The 15700-nt window shown below is 75.4% G+C and carries 15 protein-coding genes; 4 read left to right on the top strand and 11 right to left on the bottom strand.

Annotated elements, in window-relative coordinates; genetic code table 11:
* Positions 1-3 precede the first annotated feature (3 nt).
* From E4P43_RS12995 to E4P43_RS13005, 3 genes are all read right to left on the bottom strand, one after another.
* Positions 4-489, bottom strand: coding sequence for an SRPBCC family protein (locus E4P43_RS12995; protein WP_135145880.1), 486 nt, complete (start codon positions 487-489; stop codon positions 4-6).
* A complete protein-coding gene (locus E4P43_RS13000) occupies positions 486-839 on the bottom strand; it encodes a metalloregulator ArsR/SmtB family transcription factor (protein ID WP_135145881.1) in 354 nt (117 codons plus the stop codon). The genes E4P43_RS12995 and E4P43_RS13000 overlap by 4 nt, the downstream gene beginning before the upstream one ends.
* Positions 840-922: 83 nt before the next feature.
* Positions 923-2221 carry an amidohydrolase family protein gene (locus E4P43_RS13005; protein ID WP_135145882.1) on the bottom strand — a complete coding sequence of 433 codons (1299 nt, stop codon included), beginning with the start codon at positions 2219-2221 and terminating at the stop codon, positions 923-925.
* 72 nt (positions 2222-2293) lie between these two features.
* Between E4P43_RS13005 and E4P43_RS13010 the strand changes: the two genes are divergently transcribed.
* The 3 genes from E4P43_RS13010 to E4P43_RS13020 are packed head-to-tail and all read left to right on the top strand — an operon-like array spanning position 2294 to position 4265.
* On the top strand, positions 2294-2974 hold the full coding sequence (locus tag E4P43_RS13010; RefSeq protein ID WP_135145883.1) for a DedA family protein: 681 nt from the start codon (positions 2294-2296) through the stop codon (positions 2972-2974).
* Positions 2971-3639 carry an HAD-IA family hydrolase gene (locus E4P43_RS13015; protein ID WP_135145884.1) on the top strand — a complete coding sequence of 223 codons (669 nt, stop codon included), beginning with the start codon at positions 2971-2973 and terminating at the stop codon, positions 3637-3639. Before E4P43_RS13010 ends, E4P43_RS13015 begins: the two co-directional genes overlap by 4 nt.
* The gene (locus E4P43_RS13020) at positions 3636-4265 is read left to right on the top strand and encodes an alpha/beta family hydrolase (RefSeq protein WP_135145885.1); all 630 of its coding nucleotides are present in this window, start codon (positions 3636-3638) and stop codon (positions 4263-4265) included. The genes E4P43_RS13015 and E4P43_RS13020 overlap by 4 nt, the downstream gene beginning before the upstream one ends.
* 8 nt (positions 4266-4273) lie before the next feature.
* Here the strand turns inward: E4P43_RS13020 and E4P43_RS13025 are convergent, their stop codons facing one another.
* The 8 genes from E4P43_RS13025 to E4P43_RS13060 all read right to left on the bottom strand — a co-directional run bounded on the left by E4P43_RS13025 (position 4274) and on the right by E4P43_RS13060 (position 14379).
* Entirely contained in the window at positions 4274-5893 is a 1620-nt protein-coding gene (locus tag E4P43_RS13025; RefSeq protein ID WP_135145886.1) for an HNH endonuclease signature motif containing protein, read from the bottom strand.
* Between the two features lie 40 nt (positions 5894-5933).
* On the bottom strand, positions 5934-7055 hold the full coding sequence (locus tag E4P43_RS13030; RefSeq protein WP_135145887.1) for an SRPBCC family protein: 1122 nt from the start codon (positions 7053-7055) through the stop codon (positions 5934-5936).
* A gap of 89 nt (positions 7056-7144) precedes the next feature.
* Complete coding sequence (locus E4P43_RS13035) at positions 7145-7999, bottom strand: xanthine dehydrogenase family protein subunit M (protein WP_135145888.1); 855 nt, start codon at positions 7997-7999, stop codon at positions 7145-7147.
* Positions 7996-10470 carry a molybdopterin cofactor-binding domain-containing protein gene (locus E4P43_RS13040; RefSeq protein ID WP_135145889.1) on the bottom strand — a complete coding sequence of 825 codons (2475 nt, stop codon included), beginning with the start codon at positions 10468-10470 and terminating at the stop codon, positions 7996-7998. The genes E4P43_RS13035 and E4P43_RS13040 overlap by 4 nt, the downstream gene beginning before the upstream one ends.
* Positions 10467-11015 carry a (2Fe-2S)-binding protein gene (locus E4P43_RS13045; protein WP_135145890.1) on the bottom strand — a complete coding sequence of 183 codons (549 nt, stop codon included), beginning with the start codon at positions 11013-11015 and terminating at the stop codon, positions 10467-10469. The genes E4P43_RS13040 and E4P43_RS13045 overlap by 4 nt, the downstream gene beginning before the upstream one ends.
* Before the next feature lie 82 nt (positions 11016-11097).
* Positions 11098-12345, bottom strand: coding sequence for an MFS transporter (locus E4P43_RS13050; protein WP_245159113.1), 1248 nt, complete (start codon positions 12343-12345; stop codon positions 11098-11100).
* Between the two features lie 64 nt (positions 12346-12409).
* Complete coding sequence (gene mftF, locus E4P43_RS13055) at positions 12410-13828, bottom strand: mycofactocin biosynthesis glycosyltransferase MftF (protein WP_135145892.1); 1419 nt, start codon at positions 13826-13828, stop codon at positions 12410-12412.
* Positions 13825-14379, bottom strand: coding sequence for a cysteine hydrolase (locus tag E4P43_RS13060; protein WP_135145893.1), 555 nt, complete (start codon positions 14377-14379; stop codon positions 13825-13827). The genes mftF and E4P43_RS13060 overlap by 4 nt, the downstream gene beginning before the upstream one ends.
* A gap of 147 nt (positions 14380-14526) precedes the next feature.
* On the opposite strand from E4P43_RS13060, the gene E4P43_RS13065 reads away from it, so the two are divergent.
* Positions 14527-15522 carry an iron-siderophore ABC transporter substrate-binding protein gene (locus E4P43_RS13065; protein WP_135145894.1) on the top strand — a complete coding sequence of 332 codons (996 nt, stop codon included), beginning with the start codon at positions 14527-14529 and terminating at the stop codon, positions 15520-15522.
* Positions 15523-15700: the final 178 nt, after the last annotated feature.

A 15700-nucleotide genomic window follows, 5' to 3' on the forward strand; every position in this document is an offset into this window, starting at 1 on the left:
CGCTCAGCCCTCGGCGAGCAGGGCGTCGAGCTTCTCGTACCCTTCGTTCACGCCGACCTCCATGCCGCTGGCGACGAAACCGTCGCGGCCCTCGAACGAGTCGACCAGCGACGTCGAGGTGAGCCGGGTGCGCCCGTTGCCGAGGTCCTCCAGGACGATCCGCTCCAGGGCCACGTCGTCGGGCATGCCCTCGAAGGCGAAGGTCTGGACGATGAGCTGGTCGGTGCGCACCTCGTGGAAGACACCGTTGAAGGCGTACTCCTCGCCGTCCTGGCTCATCACGTAGCGGTAGGAGCCGCCGGTGCGGCAGTCGTGCCGGTCGATCCGGACGTCCATGCCCTTCGGGCCGGTCCAGCGGGCGAACAGCTCGGGGTCCACGTGCGCCCGGAACACCTTCGCGGGCGGGGCATCGAACTCGCGCACGATCCGGACGAGCGGGACGTCGGGGTCGACGACGATCTGGGTCTCGCGGTGCGTGGTGCTGGTCATGGCTGCGTTGCCTTCGCGGGTTGGGGCCCGGCGTCCGGCATCGATCGCAGGACGTCGTCCAGACGGCGGTAGCGCTCCTCCGCCTGGCGGCGGTAGCGCTCGATCCACTTCGTCATGAGGTCGAAGACCTCTGCCTCGAGGTGCACCGGACGGCGCTGGGCCTCCCGGCTCCGGCTCACCAGGCCGGCGTCCTCCAGCACCTTGAGGTGCTTCGAGACGGCCTGGACGGTCACGTCGTAGGGCGCGGCGAGCTCGTTGACCGTGGCGTCGCCGACCGCGAGCCGCGCCACGATGTCCCGCCGGGTGGGGTCGGCGAGCGCCGAGAACACCCGGGAGAGCGGATCCGCCACCGTGTTCCTCCTCGTTCAACCTTTCGGTTGAGGAAAACGCTAGACCTCTGGCAGGGCGTGGTCAACCACTTGGTTGAAGAAGGTCAGCCCGTGGCCAGGCGGGCGGCGCGGGCGGCCACGTCGGCCCGCAGCGCGGCGACGTCGACGTTCACCGCGACGCCGCCGCGGACCACCGGCCGGCCGCCGACCCAGACGTCGCGGACGTGCCGCCCGGCACCGGACCAGACGAGGTGGGCGAGCACGTCGCCCGGGTCGCCGACCGGCTCGAACACCAGGTCGCGGGTGTCGACGTGCACCAGGTCGGCCCGGCGGCCGGCCTCGAGCTGCCCGAGGTCAGGGCGGTCGATGGCGTCGGCCGCGGCGCCGGTGGCCAGCCAGAACGCCTCGGCGGCGGTGAGCGCGGTGGCCGACCGCTCCCGCAGCCGCGCCATCCCGGCGGCCAGGCGCAGGTCGGCGAAGAGGTCGAGGGAGTCGTTGGACGCCGGCCCGTCGGTGCCCAGGGCCACGCGGATGCCGCGGTCGAGCATCGGGCGGACCGGGGCGACCCCGCTGGCGAGCTTGGCGTTGCTGGCCGGGCAGTGGGCGACGGCGACGTCGTACTCCCGCCACAGCTCCTGGTCGGCGTCGTCCACGTGCACGCAGTGGGCAGCGAGGACCCGGCCGCCGAGCACGTCGTAGGAGGCCAGCAGCGCGGGGACCGATAGGCCGTGCGCGGCGAGCAGGTCCGCACCCTCGGTGGCGGTCTCGGCGACGTGCAGGTGCAGCAGCAGGCCGTGCTCGCGGGCGGCCCGCGCGGCGTCGGCGAGGAGGGGCAGCGGGACGGTGTAGGCCGCGTGCGGGCCGAGTCCGTACTCGACGGTGCCGTCGTCCGGGGCGGTCGCGGCCAGCCCGACGGCCGCCCGCAGCTGCTCCTCCATGGGCGGCATGCCGGGCAGCGGGAGGAGCGGGGTGGCGATGACCGCCCGCGCGCCGGTGGCGCCGACGGCGGCGGCGATCCGCTCGGGGTGGAAGTACATCTCGACGCTGGTGGTGATCCCGTTGCCGAGCATCTCCGCCGACGCCGCGGTCATGGCGACCTCGACGTCCTCGGCCGTCAGGCGGGCCTCCCGCGGCCACATGACCTCCTGCAGCCAGCGGTCCAGCGGCAGGCCCTCCCCCTGGCCGCGGAACAGCACCATCGCGGCGTGCGAGTGGGTGTTCACCAGGCCGGGGGTCAGGACGCCGGGGAGCTCGACGACCTCGGCGTCCCCCGGCGCCGGCGCCTCCCCCGCGGGGCCGACCCAGGTGATCCTCCCGTCGGCGACGTCCACGACGGCGTCGGGGACGACGGTTCCGGCGCGGTCACCGAGAACGGCGGCCCGGGCGGTGAAGCGCTGGCGCATACCTGCCGACGGTAGTGCCGCCGTCCGCACGCGTCGCGGCAGCGCGCAGCACCCGCCGATACCGTGGGCGGCATGGACCTCCTCGCCGCTGCCTCCTCCGACGAGGGTGGGATCACCGGATTCCTGCTCGATCTCGTGGAACGGCTGGGTGCGGTGGGCGTCGGCCTGAGCATCCTGGCCGAGACCGTCATCCCGCCGATCCCCAGCGAGGCGGTGCTGGGGCTGGCCGGGGTGCTGATCAACCAGGGCCGCATGTCGGTCGTCCCGGTGGTCCTGTTCGCCACCCTGGGGTCGATCCTGGGCGCGATCTTCTTCTACTACGTCGGCCGGGCGCTGGGGCCGCGGCGGTCGCACGCCTTCCTCGACCGGCTGCCGCTGGTGAGCACCGAGGACGTGGACAAGACCTTCGCGTGGTTCGAGCGGCACGGGCGCTCGGCGGTGTTCTTCGGCCGGATGGTGCCGATCGTGCGGAGCTTCATCTCCGTGCCGGCCGGGGTGGTCAGGATGCCGTTCGGCCAGTTCCTGCTGTTCAGCGCGGCGGGCAGCCTGATCTGGAACAGCCTGCTCATCGGGCTGGGCGTGGCCGCCGGCGACTTCATCGAGGAGAACCTGAAGTACCTCGACTACGTCGTCGTGGCGGCGGTCGTCGCCGTGGTCGGCTGGCTGGTCTACCGGAAGGTGAGCGGGAAGCTGGACCGTCCGCAGACGGCCGGTGCGGACCTGCCGCCGGACGAGCGCGACCAGCCGGCGTGACGCGGCGCCGTCCGGAGGTCGTGGCCTTCGACGTCAACGAGACGCTGCTGGACCTGGCCCCGGTCCGGGCCGCGCTGGTGGAGGCCGGGCAGCCGGAGTCGCTGCTGGGGACGGTGTTCGCCCGCACGCTGCTGACCGGCTTCGCCGCTGCCGCCGTCGGCTCCTGGTGCCCGTTCCGGGAGGCGTTCGACGCGGCGCTGGCGCAGGAGGCGGAGCTGCCCGCCGACGTCCGGAGCTCGGTCGCCGACACGTTCCGCGAGCTGTCTCCGCACCCGGACGTGGAGCCGGCGCTGCGGCGGCTGGGGCAGGCCGGCGTGCGGGTGGTGACCCTGTCGCACGGCTCCCCCGACGTCGCCGAGGCGGGGCTGGAGCGGGGCGGGATCGCGCCGCTGGTGGAGCGGACCCTGTCCAGCGAGGCGGTCCGCGCGTGGAAGCCGAACCGCGAGGCCTACCTGTGGGCGGCGGGCACCTGCGGCGTGGCGCCGGAGCGGATGGCGCTGGTGGCAGCGCACGGCTGGGACGTGCTGGGCGCGCAGCGGGCGGGGCTGACCGGTGCGTGGTTCCCCCGCAGCGAGCGCACGTACCCGGCCGTGTACGAGGAGCCGCACGTGCGGGCCGAGGACCTGGCGGGCGCGGTGGACGCCCTGCTGGCGCTGCCGGCATGACGGCGGACCCCGCGCTCGTCGGCACCCCGCACGGCCCGGCCCGGGTGACCAGCGCGGGCGACGGGCGCGCAGGCACCCTCGTGCTCGGCCACGGCGCCGGCGGGGGCTCGGAGTCCGCGGACCTCGCGCTGCTGGCCGCCGAGGCGGCCGACGCCGGCTGGCTCGTGCACCGCGTGGACCAGCCGTGGCGGGTGGCGGGCAAGCGCATCGCCCCCGCCCCGCCGCGGCTGGACGAGGCCTGGCACGCGGTGCTCGACCGGCTGCGGCTGCTGGACCGGCTGCCCGGCCGGCTGGTGCTGGGCGGGCGCAGCGCCGGGGCGCGGGTGGCCTGCCGGACCGCCGCGGAGCAGGGCGCTGCCGGCGTGCTGTCGTTGGCCTTCCCGCTGCACCCGCCGGGCAAGCCGGAGAAGAGCCGGGCGCCGGAGCTGGTCGCCGTGCCCGTTCCGCTGGTCGTGGTGCAGGGCGAGACCGACGCGATGGGACGGCCGGAGCACGTGGCGGCAGCGCTGCAGGGCCGGCCGGGGGCCTCGGTGTACGCCGTCCCGGGCGACCACTCGCTGAAGAAGAACCCGCACCTGGTCGCGGCCGCGGCGATGTCGTGGCTCACCGAGGTGCTGCCCGGCTGATCGCTCGCTCAGAAGGGCGGCGGGTCCACACCCTCGTACCCGGGCCCCCCGCCGCTGGGCGGCCCGCCGACCTGGGCCATCAGCTGCGCCTCCCGTGACGGCGCCGGATAGCCCATCGCCGCCCAGTGGCCCGGCGGTCTGGTGGTCCGGGTGACGCCGCTCGGCGTGGTCACGGCGAGCGCGCCGTCGGGGGACATCTCGAAGCGCCACCCGGGCGCGAACGTCTTGAGCCGGTGGTGCCGGCGGCAGAGGCAGCAGAGGTTCTCGCAGCTCGTCTCCCCGCCCTCGCCATGCGGGACGACGTGGTCGAGATCGGCCCACCCGGCATGGTTGCCGCAGCCGGGGTAGCGGCAGGTGCGGTCGCGCATCGTCACGAAGCGGCGCTGGGCCACGGACGGGCGGTACCGGTCCGTCACGGGCGGCCCTCCGAGCACGGAGCAGCGGCAGCCGCCCTGCGGATGGCTCGGGCAGCCCCTGCGCACCAGGCGCTCCAGCTGCGCAGCGGTCGCGGTCGCTCGCAGGTCGCCGGTCCGGGGGTCGACCAGCGCGAGGTCCAGGGAGCCGCCGGCCGGAGCGCGGACCCCGCCCGGGAGGAGCCACTCCAGGTGCTCGAGCAGCGCGCGCAGCTGGGGCACCGTGATCGGCTGCCCGTCCACCTCCGCCGGCGCGGCACCCGCGCCGGCGTCGGTGTCGGCGTCGGCGGGCAACGGCGCGAGCACGGTCAGGTGTGCCGTGACCGGCGGACGGCTGGTGTCCCACGGCCGCAGCACCAGGTCCGCCAGCGCGGAGACCCGCAGCTCGCCGAGCGGCAGCGACGGGTCGTCGGCCTTGGCGATGCGGGCGTACCGGTCGATCGTGTCCCTGACCGCCGCGGCCAGCGGGCGAGGCAGGAAGACGGAGAGCTCGGCCATCCCGTCGGCGCGGGGCTTCACGGTCACGTCCGCGCGCCGCTGGGCATGCCTCCGCCGGCGCTCGGCCGCCTCCTCGTCGTGCCGCAGCAGCTCCGCCCGAGCCGCCGCCCGGAGGCCTGGAACCGACAGCTGGGTGGCACGCGGCAGGACCGCTGCCTCGATCCCAGCCAGCACCTCCGGCTCGACATCGCGGGCGACCGGCCCGAGCTCGGCCGCCAGGGCACGGGCCCGGGGCCAGTCCAGGTCCCCGTCCGCCAGCGCGCACCAGATGCCCGGGAGGAACCCGCGCAGCACGAGGCACTGGTCGGCGAGCGTGGAAGCAGCCGTGCGCGAGCAGTTCAGGACGTGGGCGAGCTCGTCCGCGAAGAACTCGCTCACCCCGGGCGCCGGCTCGTTCTGCGGACCTGGCCGCCAGTCGGGCGATGCCGCCCCCCGCTCGCCCACCTGCCGGTCGTCGCTGTCGGGCCGGCGGGACGCGAGCTCGCCGACCAGCTCGGCGCGGTAGGCGGCCAGCCGCGCCTCGAGCACCTGGATGCGCTGCAGCTCGACGGCGATCTCGTCGCCCGTGCGGGACACCACCGGCATCAGCTCGCCCAGCCGGGTGGGGCGCGCCGTGACGCCGGCCGGCAGCAGCTCGGCCGGCCGGGCAGGCGCGTCGAGGACGTGGACGGTCACGCCCACGCCGAACCCGAACCCGAACCCACCACCCTCGAACACGTGTTCGAGAGTAGGGCAGGGGTCCGACAGTTTCCGCAGGTCAGCGGCGACGGCGGCGACGCCGCACGAGCAGCGTCACGACGAGCACCGCCGCGGCCACGCCCGCGGCGGGCGCGGCGTAGCGGGACACGGCGGCGCCGCCGGCGACCTCGAGCAGGTCGATCGGCTCCGGCTCGGCCGGCTTCGGCCGGGCAGCGGGCGCGGTGGACCGCACCGGGCCGGCGGACGGCACGCTGCGCAGCGGCGCCCCGGTGGCCGGGCGCGCCGGGGGCCCCGACGGCCCCTTGGGCGGAGCGCTGGGTGCCTTGGCGGCGGGGGCGGTGTCCTTCGCGGCCGGGGCCGACGACGATGCGGCGGGCGCGGAGTCGGTCGACGCCGGAGCCGAGTCGCTTGCAGAGGGCACCGCGCTGACCGCCGGGGCGGCGGCCTTCTTCGCGGCAGCCGTCTTCGCGGGCGCGGCTGCGGCCGGTGCAGCCTTGGCCGGCGCAGCCTTGACGGCCTTCGCCGCCTTGGCGGGCGCCGCCGCGCCGCTGTCGCCGGCGGAGGTCACCTTGTCCGTGGTCGACGCCGCGGCCTTCTTGGTGGCTGCCGCGGCCTTCTTGACCGCGCCGTCCCCCACGGCCTGCTCGGCGGAGGCGGCGATCTCCTCCACCGCCCCCGCGGCCGTGGCCACGGCCTTCTGGGTGGCCGTTTCGCGCTCGGCGTCGCCCTGGGCGTCACCCTCGCCCAGCTGGGCGGCCAGCTTGTCGGCGAACTGGCCGAGCAGCTTGTTGCCGACGTCGGTCATCACGCCACGGCCGAACTGGGCCGGACGCCCGGTGATGTTCAGGTCGGTGAGCACGTCGACCCGCGTCACCGACCCCTCGGCACTGAGGGTCGCCGTCACCACGGCGGCGGCCGTCCCGTTGCCCCGCTGGTCCTTGCCGCGCGCGTCGATGACCGCCCGGTGCGCCGCCTCGTCCTTCTCGATGAACGATGCCTTGCCCTGGTAGGTCAGGTTGATCGGCCCGAGCTTCACCTTCACGCGGCCGGTGAAGTCGTCCCCCGTGACCGAGTCCAGCGCGGCACCGGGCATGCAGGGGGCGATCCGCTCGATGTCGAGCAGCACCCGCCACGCCTCGTCGACGGGCACCGGGACGGTGAACGAGTTCTCCAGCTGCACGGGGGGACCTCCTGGTGACGTCCTGGAACGGCCCCGTGCAGGGCCCCGGCGCGAGCCTGCGAGTGCTGGGGGGCACGGGGTCCTTCAAGCTACAGCCCGGCGGCGGTGCTCACCGCCCGGCGCGTCAGCACCTTGGCGAGGTGCTGCCGGTAGTCGGCCTGCGCGTTCAGGTCGCTGGTGGGGTCGGTGCCCTCCGCAGCCCGCTCGGCAGCGGCGGCCACCGCCTCCGCCGTCGCCTCGGCCCCCGCGAGGGCCTCCTCGACCTGGCGGGCCCGCAGCGGTGTCGGCCCCATGTTGGTCAGCCCGACCCGGGCCTCGGCGATCCGGCCGTCCTCCCGCCGCACCGCGGCGGCCACCGCCACGATCGACCACGCCTGCGCGACGCGGTTGAACTTCTCGTAGCGCATCGACCAGCCGGTGTACTTCGGCACCCGCACCTCGACCAGCAGCTCGCCCTCGCCGACCGCCGTCGTCAGGTAGTCGACGAAGAACTCGCCGGCCGGCACGGTCCGCCGCCCCGACTGGCCGGCGACGACGAACTCGGCGTCCAGCGCCAGCGCCACCGCCGGGAGGTCCCCGGCCGGGTCTGCGTGCACCAGCGCGCCGCCGAAGGTCCCGCGGTGGCGGACCTGCCGGTCGGCCACCGTGCCGGTCGCCTCGGCGATCAGCGGCGCATGCTCGGCGACCAGCGGGTCCGCGAGGACGTCGGAGTGCGTCGTCATCGCGCCGATGACGATCGCGTCGCCGTCGTCGCGGACCCCGCGCAGGCCGGCGACCTTGCCGAGGTCGACCACGGTCTCCGGGGCCGCCAGGCGCAGCCGCATGACGGGGATCAGCGACTGCCCACCGGCGAGGACCTTCACGTCCTCACCGCAGTCGGCGATCGCCTGCAGCGCCTCCTCGACCGTCGTCGGCCGGGCGTACGCGAAGGGGGCGGGGATCACAGGGCACCTCCGGAGGTGGACGGGGCGTCGGACGAGTCGACGGCCTGGGCGTTGCTCCGGGCCGCCGCCCGGTCCCCGCCGTCACCGCCCTGGTGGATGGCCCGCCAGACCCGTTCGGGCGTCAGCGGCATCCGGATGTCGGTCACGCCCAGGTGCCGGACGGCGTCCAGGGCGGCGTTCACGACGGCGGGGGTCGACGCGATGCAGCCGGCCTCCCCCACGCCCTTGGCGCCGATCGGGTTGCCCGGTGCCGCGTGCACCGTGTTGCCGGTGTCGAAGTGCGGCAGGTCCGCGGCCGAGGGCACCAGGTAGTCGACGAAGGTGCCGGTGGTGAGGTTGCCGTCGGCGTCGTAGATCGCCTCCTCGTACAGCGCCTGCGCGATGCCCTGCGCCAGGCCGCCGTGCACCTGCCCCTCGACGATCAGCGGGTTCACGATCGTGCCGACGTCGTCGACGGAGGCGTACTTGCGGATCTTCACGAACCCGGTCTCGGTGTCCACCTCCATCGCGCACAGGTGGGTGCCGTGCGGGAAGGAGAAGTTCTCCGGGTCGAACGTCGCGTCGGCGTCGATCGAGGGCTCGATGCCCTCCGGGTAGTCGTGCGCGGCGAAGATCGCCAGCGCGATCTCCTGGATGCCCAGGCCGGTGCCCGGCGTCCCGCGCACGGAGAACTTCCCGTCCGCGAACTCCAGGTCGTCCTCGCTGGCCTCGAGCAGGTGCGCCGCGATCTTCCGCGCCTTCGCGATCACCTTGTCCGCCGCCCTGACCACCGCCGACCCGCCGACGACCAGCGACCGCGAGCCGTAGGTGTCCAGGCCCCGGGAGGAGATCGCGGTGTCGCCGTGCAGCACCTCGACGTCCTCGAACGGCACCCCGAGGGAGTCGGCGACCAGCTGGCTCCACGCCGTCTCGTGCCCCTGGCCGTGCGGCGTCGAGCCGGTGACGACCTCGACCTTGCCGGTGGGCAGCATCCGGATGGAGGCGTGCTCCCAGCCGCCGGCGCCGAAGGCCAGCGAGCCCAGCACCCGCGAGGGCGCCAGGCCGCACATCTCGGTGAAGGTGGAGATGCCGATGCCCAGCTGCACCGGGTCGCCTGACTCCCGGCGCCGGCGCTGCTCCTCGCGCAGCTCGTCGTAGCCCAGCAGCTGCAGGGCCTGCTGGGTCGCCGCCTCGTAGTCCCCGCTGTCGTAGGCCAGCCCCGCCACGGTGGTGAAGGGGAACTCGGCGGCGTCGATCCAGTTCTTCCGCCGCAGCTCCAGCGGGTCCATGCCCAGCTCGACGGCGAGCTCGTCCATGATCCGCTCGATCGCGAAGGTGGCCTCCGGCCGGCCGGCACCGCGGTAGGCGTCGGTCGGCACCTTGTTGGTGAAGACGCCGTCGCACTCGAACCGGTAGGCCGGGAACTTGTAGATGCCGGGGTACATGAAGGCACCCAGCGCCGGGACGCCCGGCGTGATCAGCCGCAGGTAGGCGCCCATGTCGGCGAGCAGCCGCACGCGCAGGCCCAGGATGTTCCCCTCCCGGTCGGCGGCGATGTCGACGAACTGGACCTGGTCGCGGCCGTGGTGGGCGGTCATCAGGGACTCGCTGCGGGTCTCGGTCCACTTGACCGGCTTGCCGAGCCGGCGGGCGATCAGCAGGCAGAGGATCTCCTCCGGGTTGACCTGCAGCTTGCCGCCGAACCCACCGCCGACGTCGGGGGCGATGACCCGCAGCTTGTGCTCCGGGATGCCGGTCACCATCGCGGCCATCACCCGCAGGATGTGCGGGATCTGGGTGGCCGACCACATCGTGTAGTTGTCGCCCTGCGGCTGGACGACGACCGACCGGGGCTCCATGAACGCCGGGATCAGCCGCTGCTGCACGAAGCGCCGGCTCACGACGACGTCGGCGCCCGAGAACGCCTGCTCGGTGTCCCCGCCGGTGCCGGCCTCGCCGGCGTCGAAGACGAAGTGGTAGCTGGTGTTGGACTCCAGGTGGTCGTGGACGAGGTCGGCGCCGTCCTTCACCGCCTCCTCCATGTCCAGCACGACGGGCAGCGGCTCGTAGTCGATGTCGGCCAGCTCGACGGCGTCCTGGGCCGCGGCCTTGCTGCGCGCCACGATGACCGCGACCGCCTCGCCCACGTGGTTCACCTGGTCGACGGCGATCGAGGGGTGCCCCGGGTTGACCATGTCCGGCGTCACCGGCCACGCGCACGGCAGCGAGCCCTGCTCCTCGGCCAGGTCGCGGCCGGTGAACACGGCGACGACGCCGGGGGCCTCCCGCGCCGCGCTGACGTCGACGTTGCTGATCCGCGCGTGGGCCACGGGCGAGCGGACGACGGCCAGGTGCAGCATCCCCGGCAGGACCATGTTGTCGGTCCAGGTGGTGCGGCCGGTGATCAGCCGCGCGTCCTCCTTGCGGCGGCGCGCCTTGCCGATCTCCTTCTCCGGCGCCGCGGCGCCGGTGCGCTCCTCGACGGCGGTCACGACTGCACCGCCACGTGCGGGGCGGCCGCCGTGTCCACGACCGCGGGGGAGACCGAGCCGGAGGGGACGCCGTTCGCCCCGCCGCGCATCTCGGCGGCGGCGTGCCGCACGGCGCGGACGATGTTCTGGTAGCCGGTGCAGCGGCAGAGGTTGCCCTCGATGCCCTCGCGGACCTCGTCGTCGCTGGGGTCCGGGTTGTCCTTCAGCAGGTCGATCGAGGCCATGATCATCCCGGGCGTGCAGTAGCCGCACTGGAGCCCGTGCATCTCGTGGAAGGCCTTCTGGACCGGGTGCAGCCCGGCGCCGCCGGCCACGCCCTCGATCGTCGTCACCTCGCTGCCGTCGGCCTGCACCGCGAGGACCGTGCAGCTCTTCACGGCCTCGCCGTCGAGGTGCACGGTGCAGGCGCCGCAGTTGCTGGTGTCGCAGCCGACGACCGTCCCGACCTTGCCCAGCTGCTCGCGCAGGTAGTGGACCAGCAGGGTCCGCGGTTCGACGTCGTCGGTGTACGACGCGCCGTCCACGCGCACGGTGATGGGGGTCATCAGTCCTCCGCCTCGTTGCAGGGGTCGATGGCGCCCACGGACTCCGTGGGCCCGACCCGGAGTCTGCACCCAGGAGAGTGACTTAGGCCACGCTCACCTGCACGGGCTCGGCCTCGGCCCCGGCGCGCCGGGCCGCTGCCGCACGGAGGTCCCGGCGGCGGAGCATCGCCGAGGCGGTCAGCGCGACCAGGCCGAGGGCCGCCAGCCCGGCGCCGACCATGCCCGGGGCGGTGTAGCCGAGGCCCGCGGCGATGACCAGCCCGCCCAGCCAGGCACCCAGCGCGTTGGCGGCGTTCAGGGCCGAGTGGTTCAGCGCGGCGCCCAGCATCTGCGCCTCGCCGGCGACCTCCATGAGCCGCATCTGCAGGCAGACGACGAGGGCGGAGGCGGCCGCGCCGACGCTGAAGACCAGCGCGACGATCGTGACCGGCGTGCGGGCCGCGAGGGGGACCAGCGCCAGGAGCACCCCGGTCGTGACCATGGTGCCCACCAGGGAGCGGAACAGCGCGAGGTCGGCGAGCCGCCCGCCGAGCGCGGTGCCCACCACGCCGCCGGCCCCGAACGCGAACAGCACCCAGGGGATGGACCCGCGCGACATGCCGGTCACGTCGGTGACCAGCGGCGCGACGTAGCTGTAGACGGCGAACATGCCGCCGAAGCCGACGACGCCGACCACCAGCGTGAGCAGCACCTGCGGACGGCGCAGCGCGCCCAGCTCCGACCGCACGGTGGCCTCCCGGTTGCCGGGTGCGCCGGGGACGACGGCGGTGACCGCGGCGATGGTCAGCCCGGCGATCACCACGACGGCCCAGTACGCGCTGCGCCAGCCGAACTCCTGGCCGAGCCAGGTCGCGGCCGGCACCCCGCCGAGGTTGGCGAACGCGAGACCGAGCATCACCGAGCTGACCGCGCGGCCGCGCAGGTGCGGCGGCACCAGCGAGGCGGCCACCAGCGAGGCGACGCCGAAGTAGGCGCCGTGCGGCAGGCCGGCCAGGAGCCGGGCGACGAGCAGGGAGCCGTACCCCGGGGCCAGCGCGGTGAAGGCGTTGCCGACGATGAACGCGACCATCAGCGCGAGCAGCAGCCCGCGACGCGGCAGCCGGGTGCCCAGGGCGGCGATGACCGGGGCGCCGATGACGACGCCGAGCGCGTAGAGCGAGATCACGTGCCCGGCCGTGGGGATGTCGATGCCGACGCCCTCGGCGATGTCCGGCAGCAGGCCCATCGTCACGAACTCGGTGGTGCCGATGGCGAACCCGCCCAACGCCAGCGCGACGACGGCGGCCACCAGCCGTCCGGTCGAGAGCGGCTGGGGTGGTGCGGTCGTCACGGCGGTCACCCCGTGGCGAAGTCGTGAGCCGCGTTCAGCATTCCCGGGCCCGCGTGTCCCGGCGTCACGCCGTCGGCGGGCGGGCCGGCAGCAGCGCCCGCGGGTCGCGCGCCCGCACCGCCCCGGCCCACAGCCCGGCCCCGTAGGCGAGGTCGTCCAGCCGCCGGACGGCGACGTGACGGACCGGTCCGGTCTTCCTGCGGTGCGGCCACCAGGCGAGCAGCCCCTCGCCCACGGCGACGGCGGCCAGCACCTGCCGGGCGCGGCCGGAGACCACCGAGGCCGCGACCGCGAGCGGCCAGTGGTGCCGCGTGACGGCGCGGGCCAGCGACTGCCCGGAGGCGCCCAGGCCGCGCACGGCGAGACCCCCCGCGAGCGCGAGTGGCAGCGGCTCCCCCGGCCGCCGCAGCCGGCGGGCGAGCCGGACGCCGGTGGCGGCGGCCAGGCCGACGGCGGCCAGACGCCCGGGACGGCCGCCGAGCAGGGCCAGCCCCCAGGTCGCCGCCGTCTCCGGGGCGAGCACCACCGGGGCCACCGCACTGCCGTGCCGGGCGGCCAGCAGCGCGGCCCCGGTGCCGTAGAAGGCCCGGCGGCGCAGCCAGTCGCCGAGCGCGGCCGGGTGCTCGTGCGCGACCTCGGCAGCGGGCTCGTAGCGCACCCGCCAGCCCGCGCCGGCGAGCCGCCAGACGAGGTCGACGTCCTCGGCCACCCGCATCGCCGGGTCGAACCCGTCGCCCACGGCGGCCCGGCGCACCAGCAGCGCCGCGCTCGGGACGTAGGAGACCGCCGACATCGGGCGGACCGCGGCGGGCCGCGGACCCATGTCGAGGGCGCCGGCGACGTCCTCGTACGGGCTGACCCAGCCGCGTGCCGCGCCGGCCAGCGGCACGATCCGCGGCGCCACCGCGGCCAGCCGGGGGTCGGCGAACTGGGGGAGCAGCCGGTGCAGCCAGCCGGGGCGCGGGACGCAGTCGGAGTCCAGGAACGCGACGAGGTCGGTGGTCGCGGCCGCCAGGCCCGTGTTCCGGGCGGCGGCAGGGCCCGCCGAGGTCGCGTGCCGCAGGACGCGCACGCCGGCGGGGGCGGTGACCGGGCGGGCCGACCCGTCGTCGACCACGACCACCGGCAGCGCGGCGGTGCCCGGGTCGGCGCGGAGCGCCGCGAGCAGCCGGGCGAGCGCCGCCGGGCGGTTGCGGACCGGCACCACGACGGTGACCGCCGGCCCACCGGACGGCGCGAGGTCGGGGTGGGCGACCCCGGCGTCCAGCAGCCGCGCGGCGAGGGCCGCGGTCACGGGGTCGGCGACCACGAGGCGGTCGCCGGGCAGGAGCGCGGCCGCCCGGGGGGCCAGCCGGAGCAGCCGCAGCGGCGAGCCGCCGAGCAGCGCGGTCCCGCCGTCGCGGCGCCGGGTGCGCGGGTCCAGCCGGACGGCGAAGCCGTCGGGCAGCCGCAGCGCGGGCGGCTCCGGCACCGGTCCGGTCACGCGCCGGCCAGGACCTCGTCGGTGGTCGCGAAGCTCACCAGGGGCTGGTAGCCGGCCATGACCTGCAGCGCCCGCTCGTGGTCCTCGTCGCTGGCACCGGCGCACGCGTCGGTGACCACGCGGACGGCGACCCCGGCGTCGGAGGCGGGCAGGACGGTGGAGAGGATGCAGCAGTCGGTGGCCACGCCGACGACGGTCAGCGGCCCCTCGCCGACCACCTCGACGAGGTCGGGCCCCCACTTGCCGAAGGTCGTCGCGTCGACCACCGGGTGCCCGCCCGGGTCCTCCACCAGCTGGTAGAGCCGGGCGTCGGGCGGCTGCAGGGCGAAGTCGTACTGCTCGTAGTACTCCTTCCACGCCCCGACGGGCTCGGCCGGCGCGATGAACCGCGTCCACACGACGCGCTCCCCGAACGCCTCGACCAGCCGGCGGATGCGCGGACGGACCTCGTCGAACCGGGGCGCGGTCCACGGCGAGTCCTCGTCCCGGAACACGTGCTGCAGGTCGACGACGACCAGCCAGCCCTCCTGCGGTGCGGCGTCGCCGCTCATCGATCGCACTCCCGTCCCGACGGTGCCCCTCGTGGCCGCGAGCCCGCCCCGACCACCCTGCGCACCCTAGCGACGAGGCCCCGGCGCACGCGGAACGGCACCGACATGCTTAGGTCACCCTTACCTGAGCTCGACCGAGGAGAAGCCATGCCCGTCCGTCCCGCCCTCCGCGGCGCCGCCGCGCTCGCCGCAGCCGCCCTCGTCCTCACCGGCTGCGGCGCCGGGGACGACGAGGGGACCACCGCCGACCGCGGGTCCGCCTCGGACTCCTCGGCCTTCCCGGTCACCGTGAGCACCGCCTTCGGCGACGTCACGATCGACGAGGAGCCCCAGCGCGTCGTCGCCCTCGGCTGGTCCGACGCCGAGACCGCGCTCGCCCTGGGCGTGCAGCCCGTGGGCGCCAGCGACTGGCTCGGCTTCGGCGGCGAGGGCGTGGGCCCCTGGGCCGAGGGTCTCTACGACGAGGCGCCGCAGATCATCGAGACGCTCGAGCCGAGCCTCGAGGCGATCGCCGCACTGGAGCCCGACCTCATCCTGGACACCCGGTCCAGCGGCGAGCAGGACCGCTACGAGGCGCTCGAGAAGATCGCCCCGACGGTCGGCCAGCCCGAGGGCGTCGGCCCGTACCAGACCACCTGGCAGCAGCAGCTCGAGCTGGTCGGCCAGGCGCTGGGCCGCAGCGACCGCGCGGAGGAGCTGACCGCGGAGGTCGACCAGGCCTTCTCCGACGCCGCCGCCGAGCACCCGGAGTTCGAGGGCACCGAGGTCGCCGTGGGCGCCTTCACCTCGGCCGGCTTCGGCGCCTACGTGCGCGGCGACGCGCGGGTCGACTTCATGGAGCAGCTGGGCTTCGAGAACGCCCCCGCGGTGCAGGACCTGGCGACCGAGAACTTCTTCGTCCCGGTCAGCGAGGAGCAGGTCTCGCTGCTGGACGCGGAGCTGACGGTGGCCTTCCCGATCTTCGTCGAGGCCGCGGAGTTCACCGCCAACCCGCTGTGGCAGGCGCTCGCCTCCGTCCGCGAGGGGCGCGCGGTCGTCCTCGAGGACACCACGCTGGTGAACGCCTTCTCCAGCGGCTCCTCGCTGGGCATCCGCTACGCGCTCGACAACGCCGTCCCGCTGTTCGCCGACGCGCTCGCCTGACCCCGGCACCCCGCCGGGCGGCTCACCCCAGGAGCCGCCCGGCGGGGTCCACCCGCCAGTCCCGCGCCGCGGCGACCAGCCGCCCGACGAGGGCGGCCAGCAGGGACTCCCCCTCCGCGGCCGACGCCCCCGCGGGGTCCCCGAGCACCCCGTTCGGGCTGACCGCCCGGACGCCCTC

The organism is Blastococcus sp. TF02A-35, from assembly GCF_004571075.1.
Lineage (GTDB): Bacteria > Actinomycetota > Actinomycetes > Mycobacteriales > Geodermatophilaceae > Blastococcus.

Coding starts and splice junctions, on each gene's coding strand:
- E4P43_RS12995 (WP_135145880.1), bottom strand. CDS start 489: ATGACCAGCACCACGCACCGCGAGACCCAGATCGTCGTCGACCCCGAC.
- E4P43_RS13005 (WP_135145882.1), bottom strand. CDS start 2,221: ATGCGCCAGCGCTTCACCGCCCGGGCCGCCGTTCTCGGTGACCGCGCC.
- E4P43_RS13010 (WP_135145883.1), top strand. CDS start 2,294: ATGGACCTCCTCGCCGCTGCCTCCTCCGACGAGGGTGGGATCACCGGA.
- E4P43_RS13020 (WP_135145885.1), top strand. CDS start 3,636: ATGACGGCGGACCCCGCGCTCGTCGGCACCCCGCACGGCCCGGCCCGG.
- E4P43_RS13045 (WP_135145890.1), bottom strand. CDS start 11,015: ATGACCCCCATCACCGTGCGCGTGGACGGCGCGTCGTACACCGACGAC.
- E4P43_RS13060 (WP_135145893.1), bottom strand. CDS start 14,379: ATGAGCGGCGACGCCGCACCGCAGGAGGGCTGGCTGGTCGTCGTCGAC.
- E4P43_RS13065 (WP_135145894.1), top strand. CDS start 14,527: ATGCCCGTCCGTCCCGCCCTCCGCGGCGCCGCCGCGCTCGCCGCAGCC.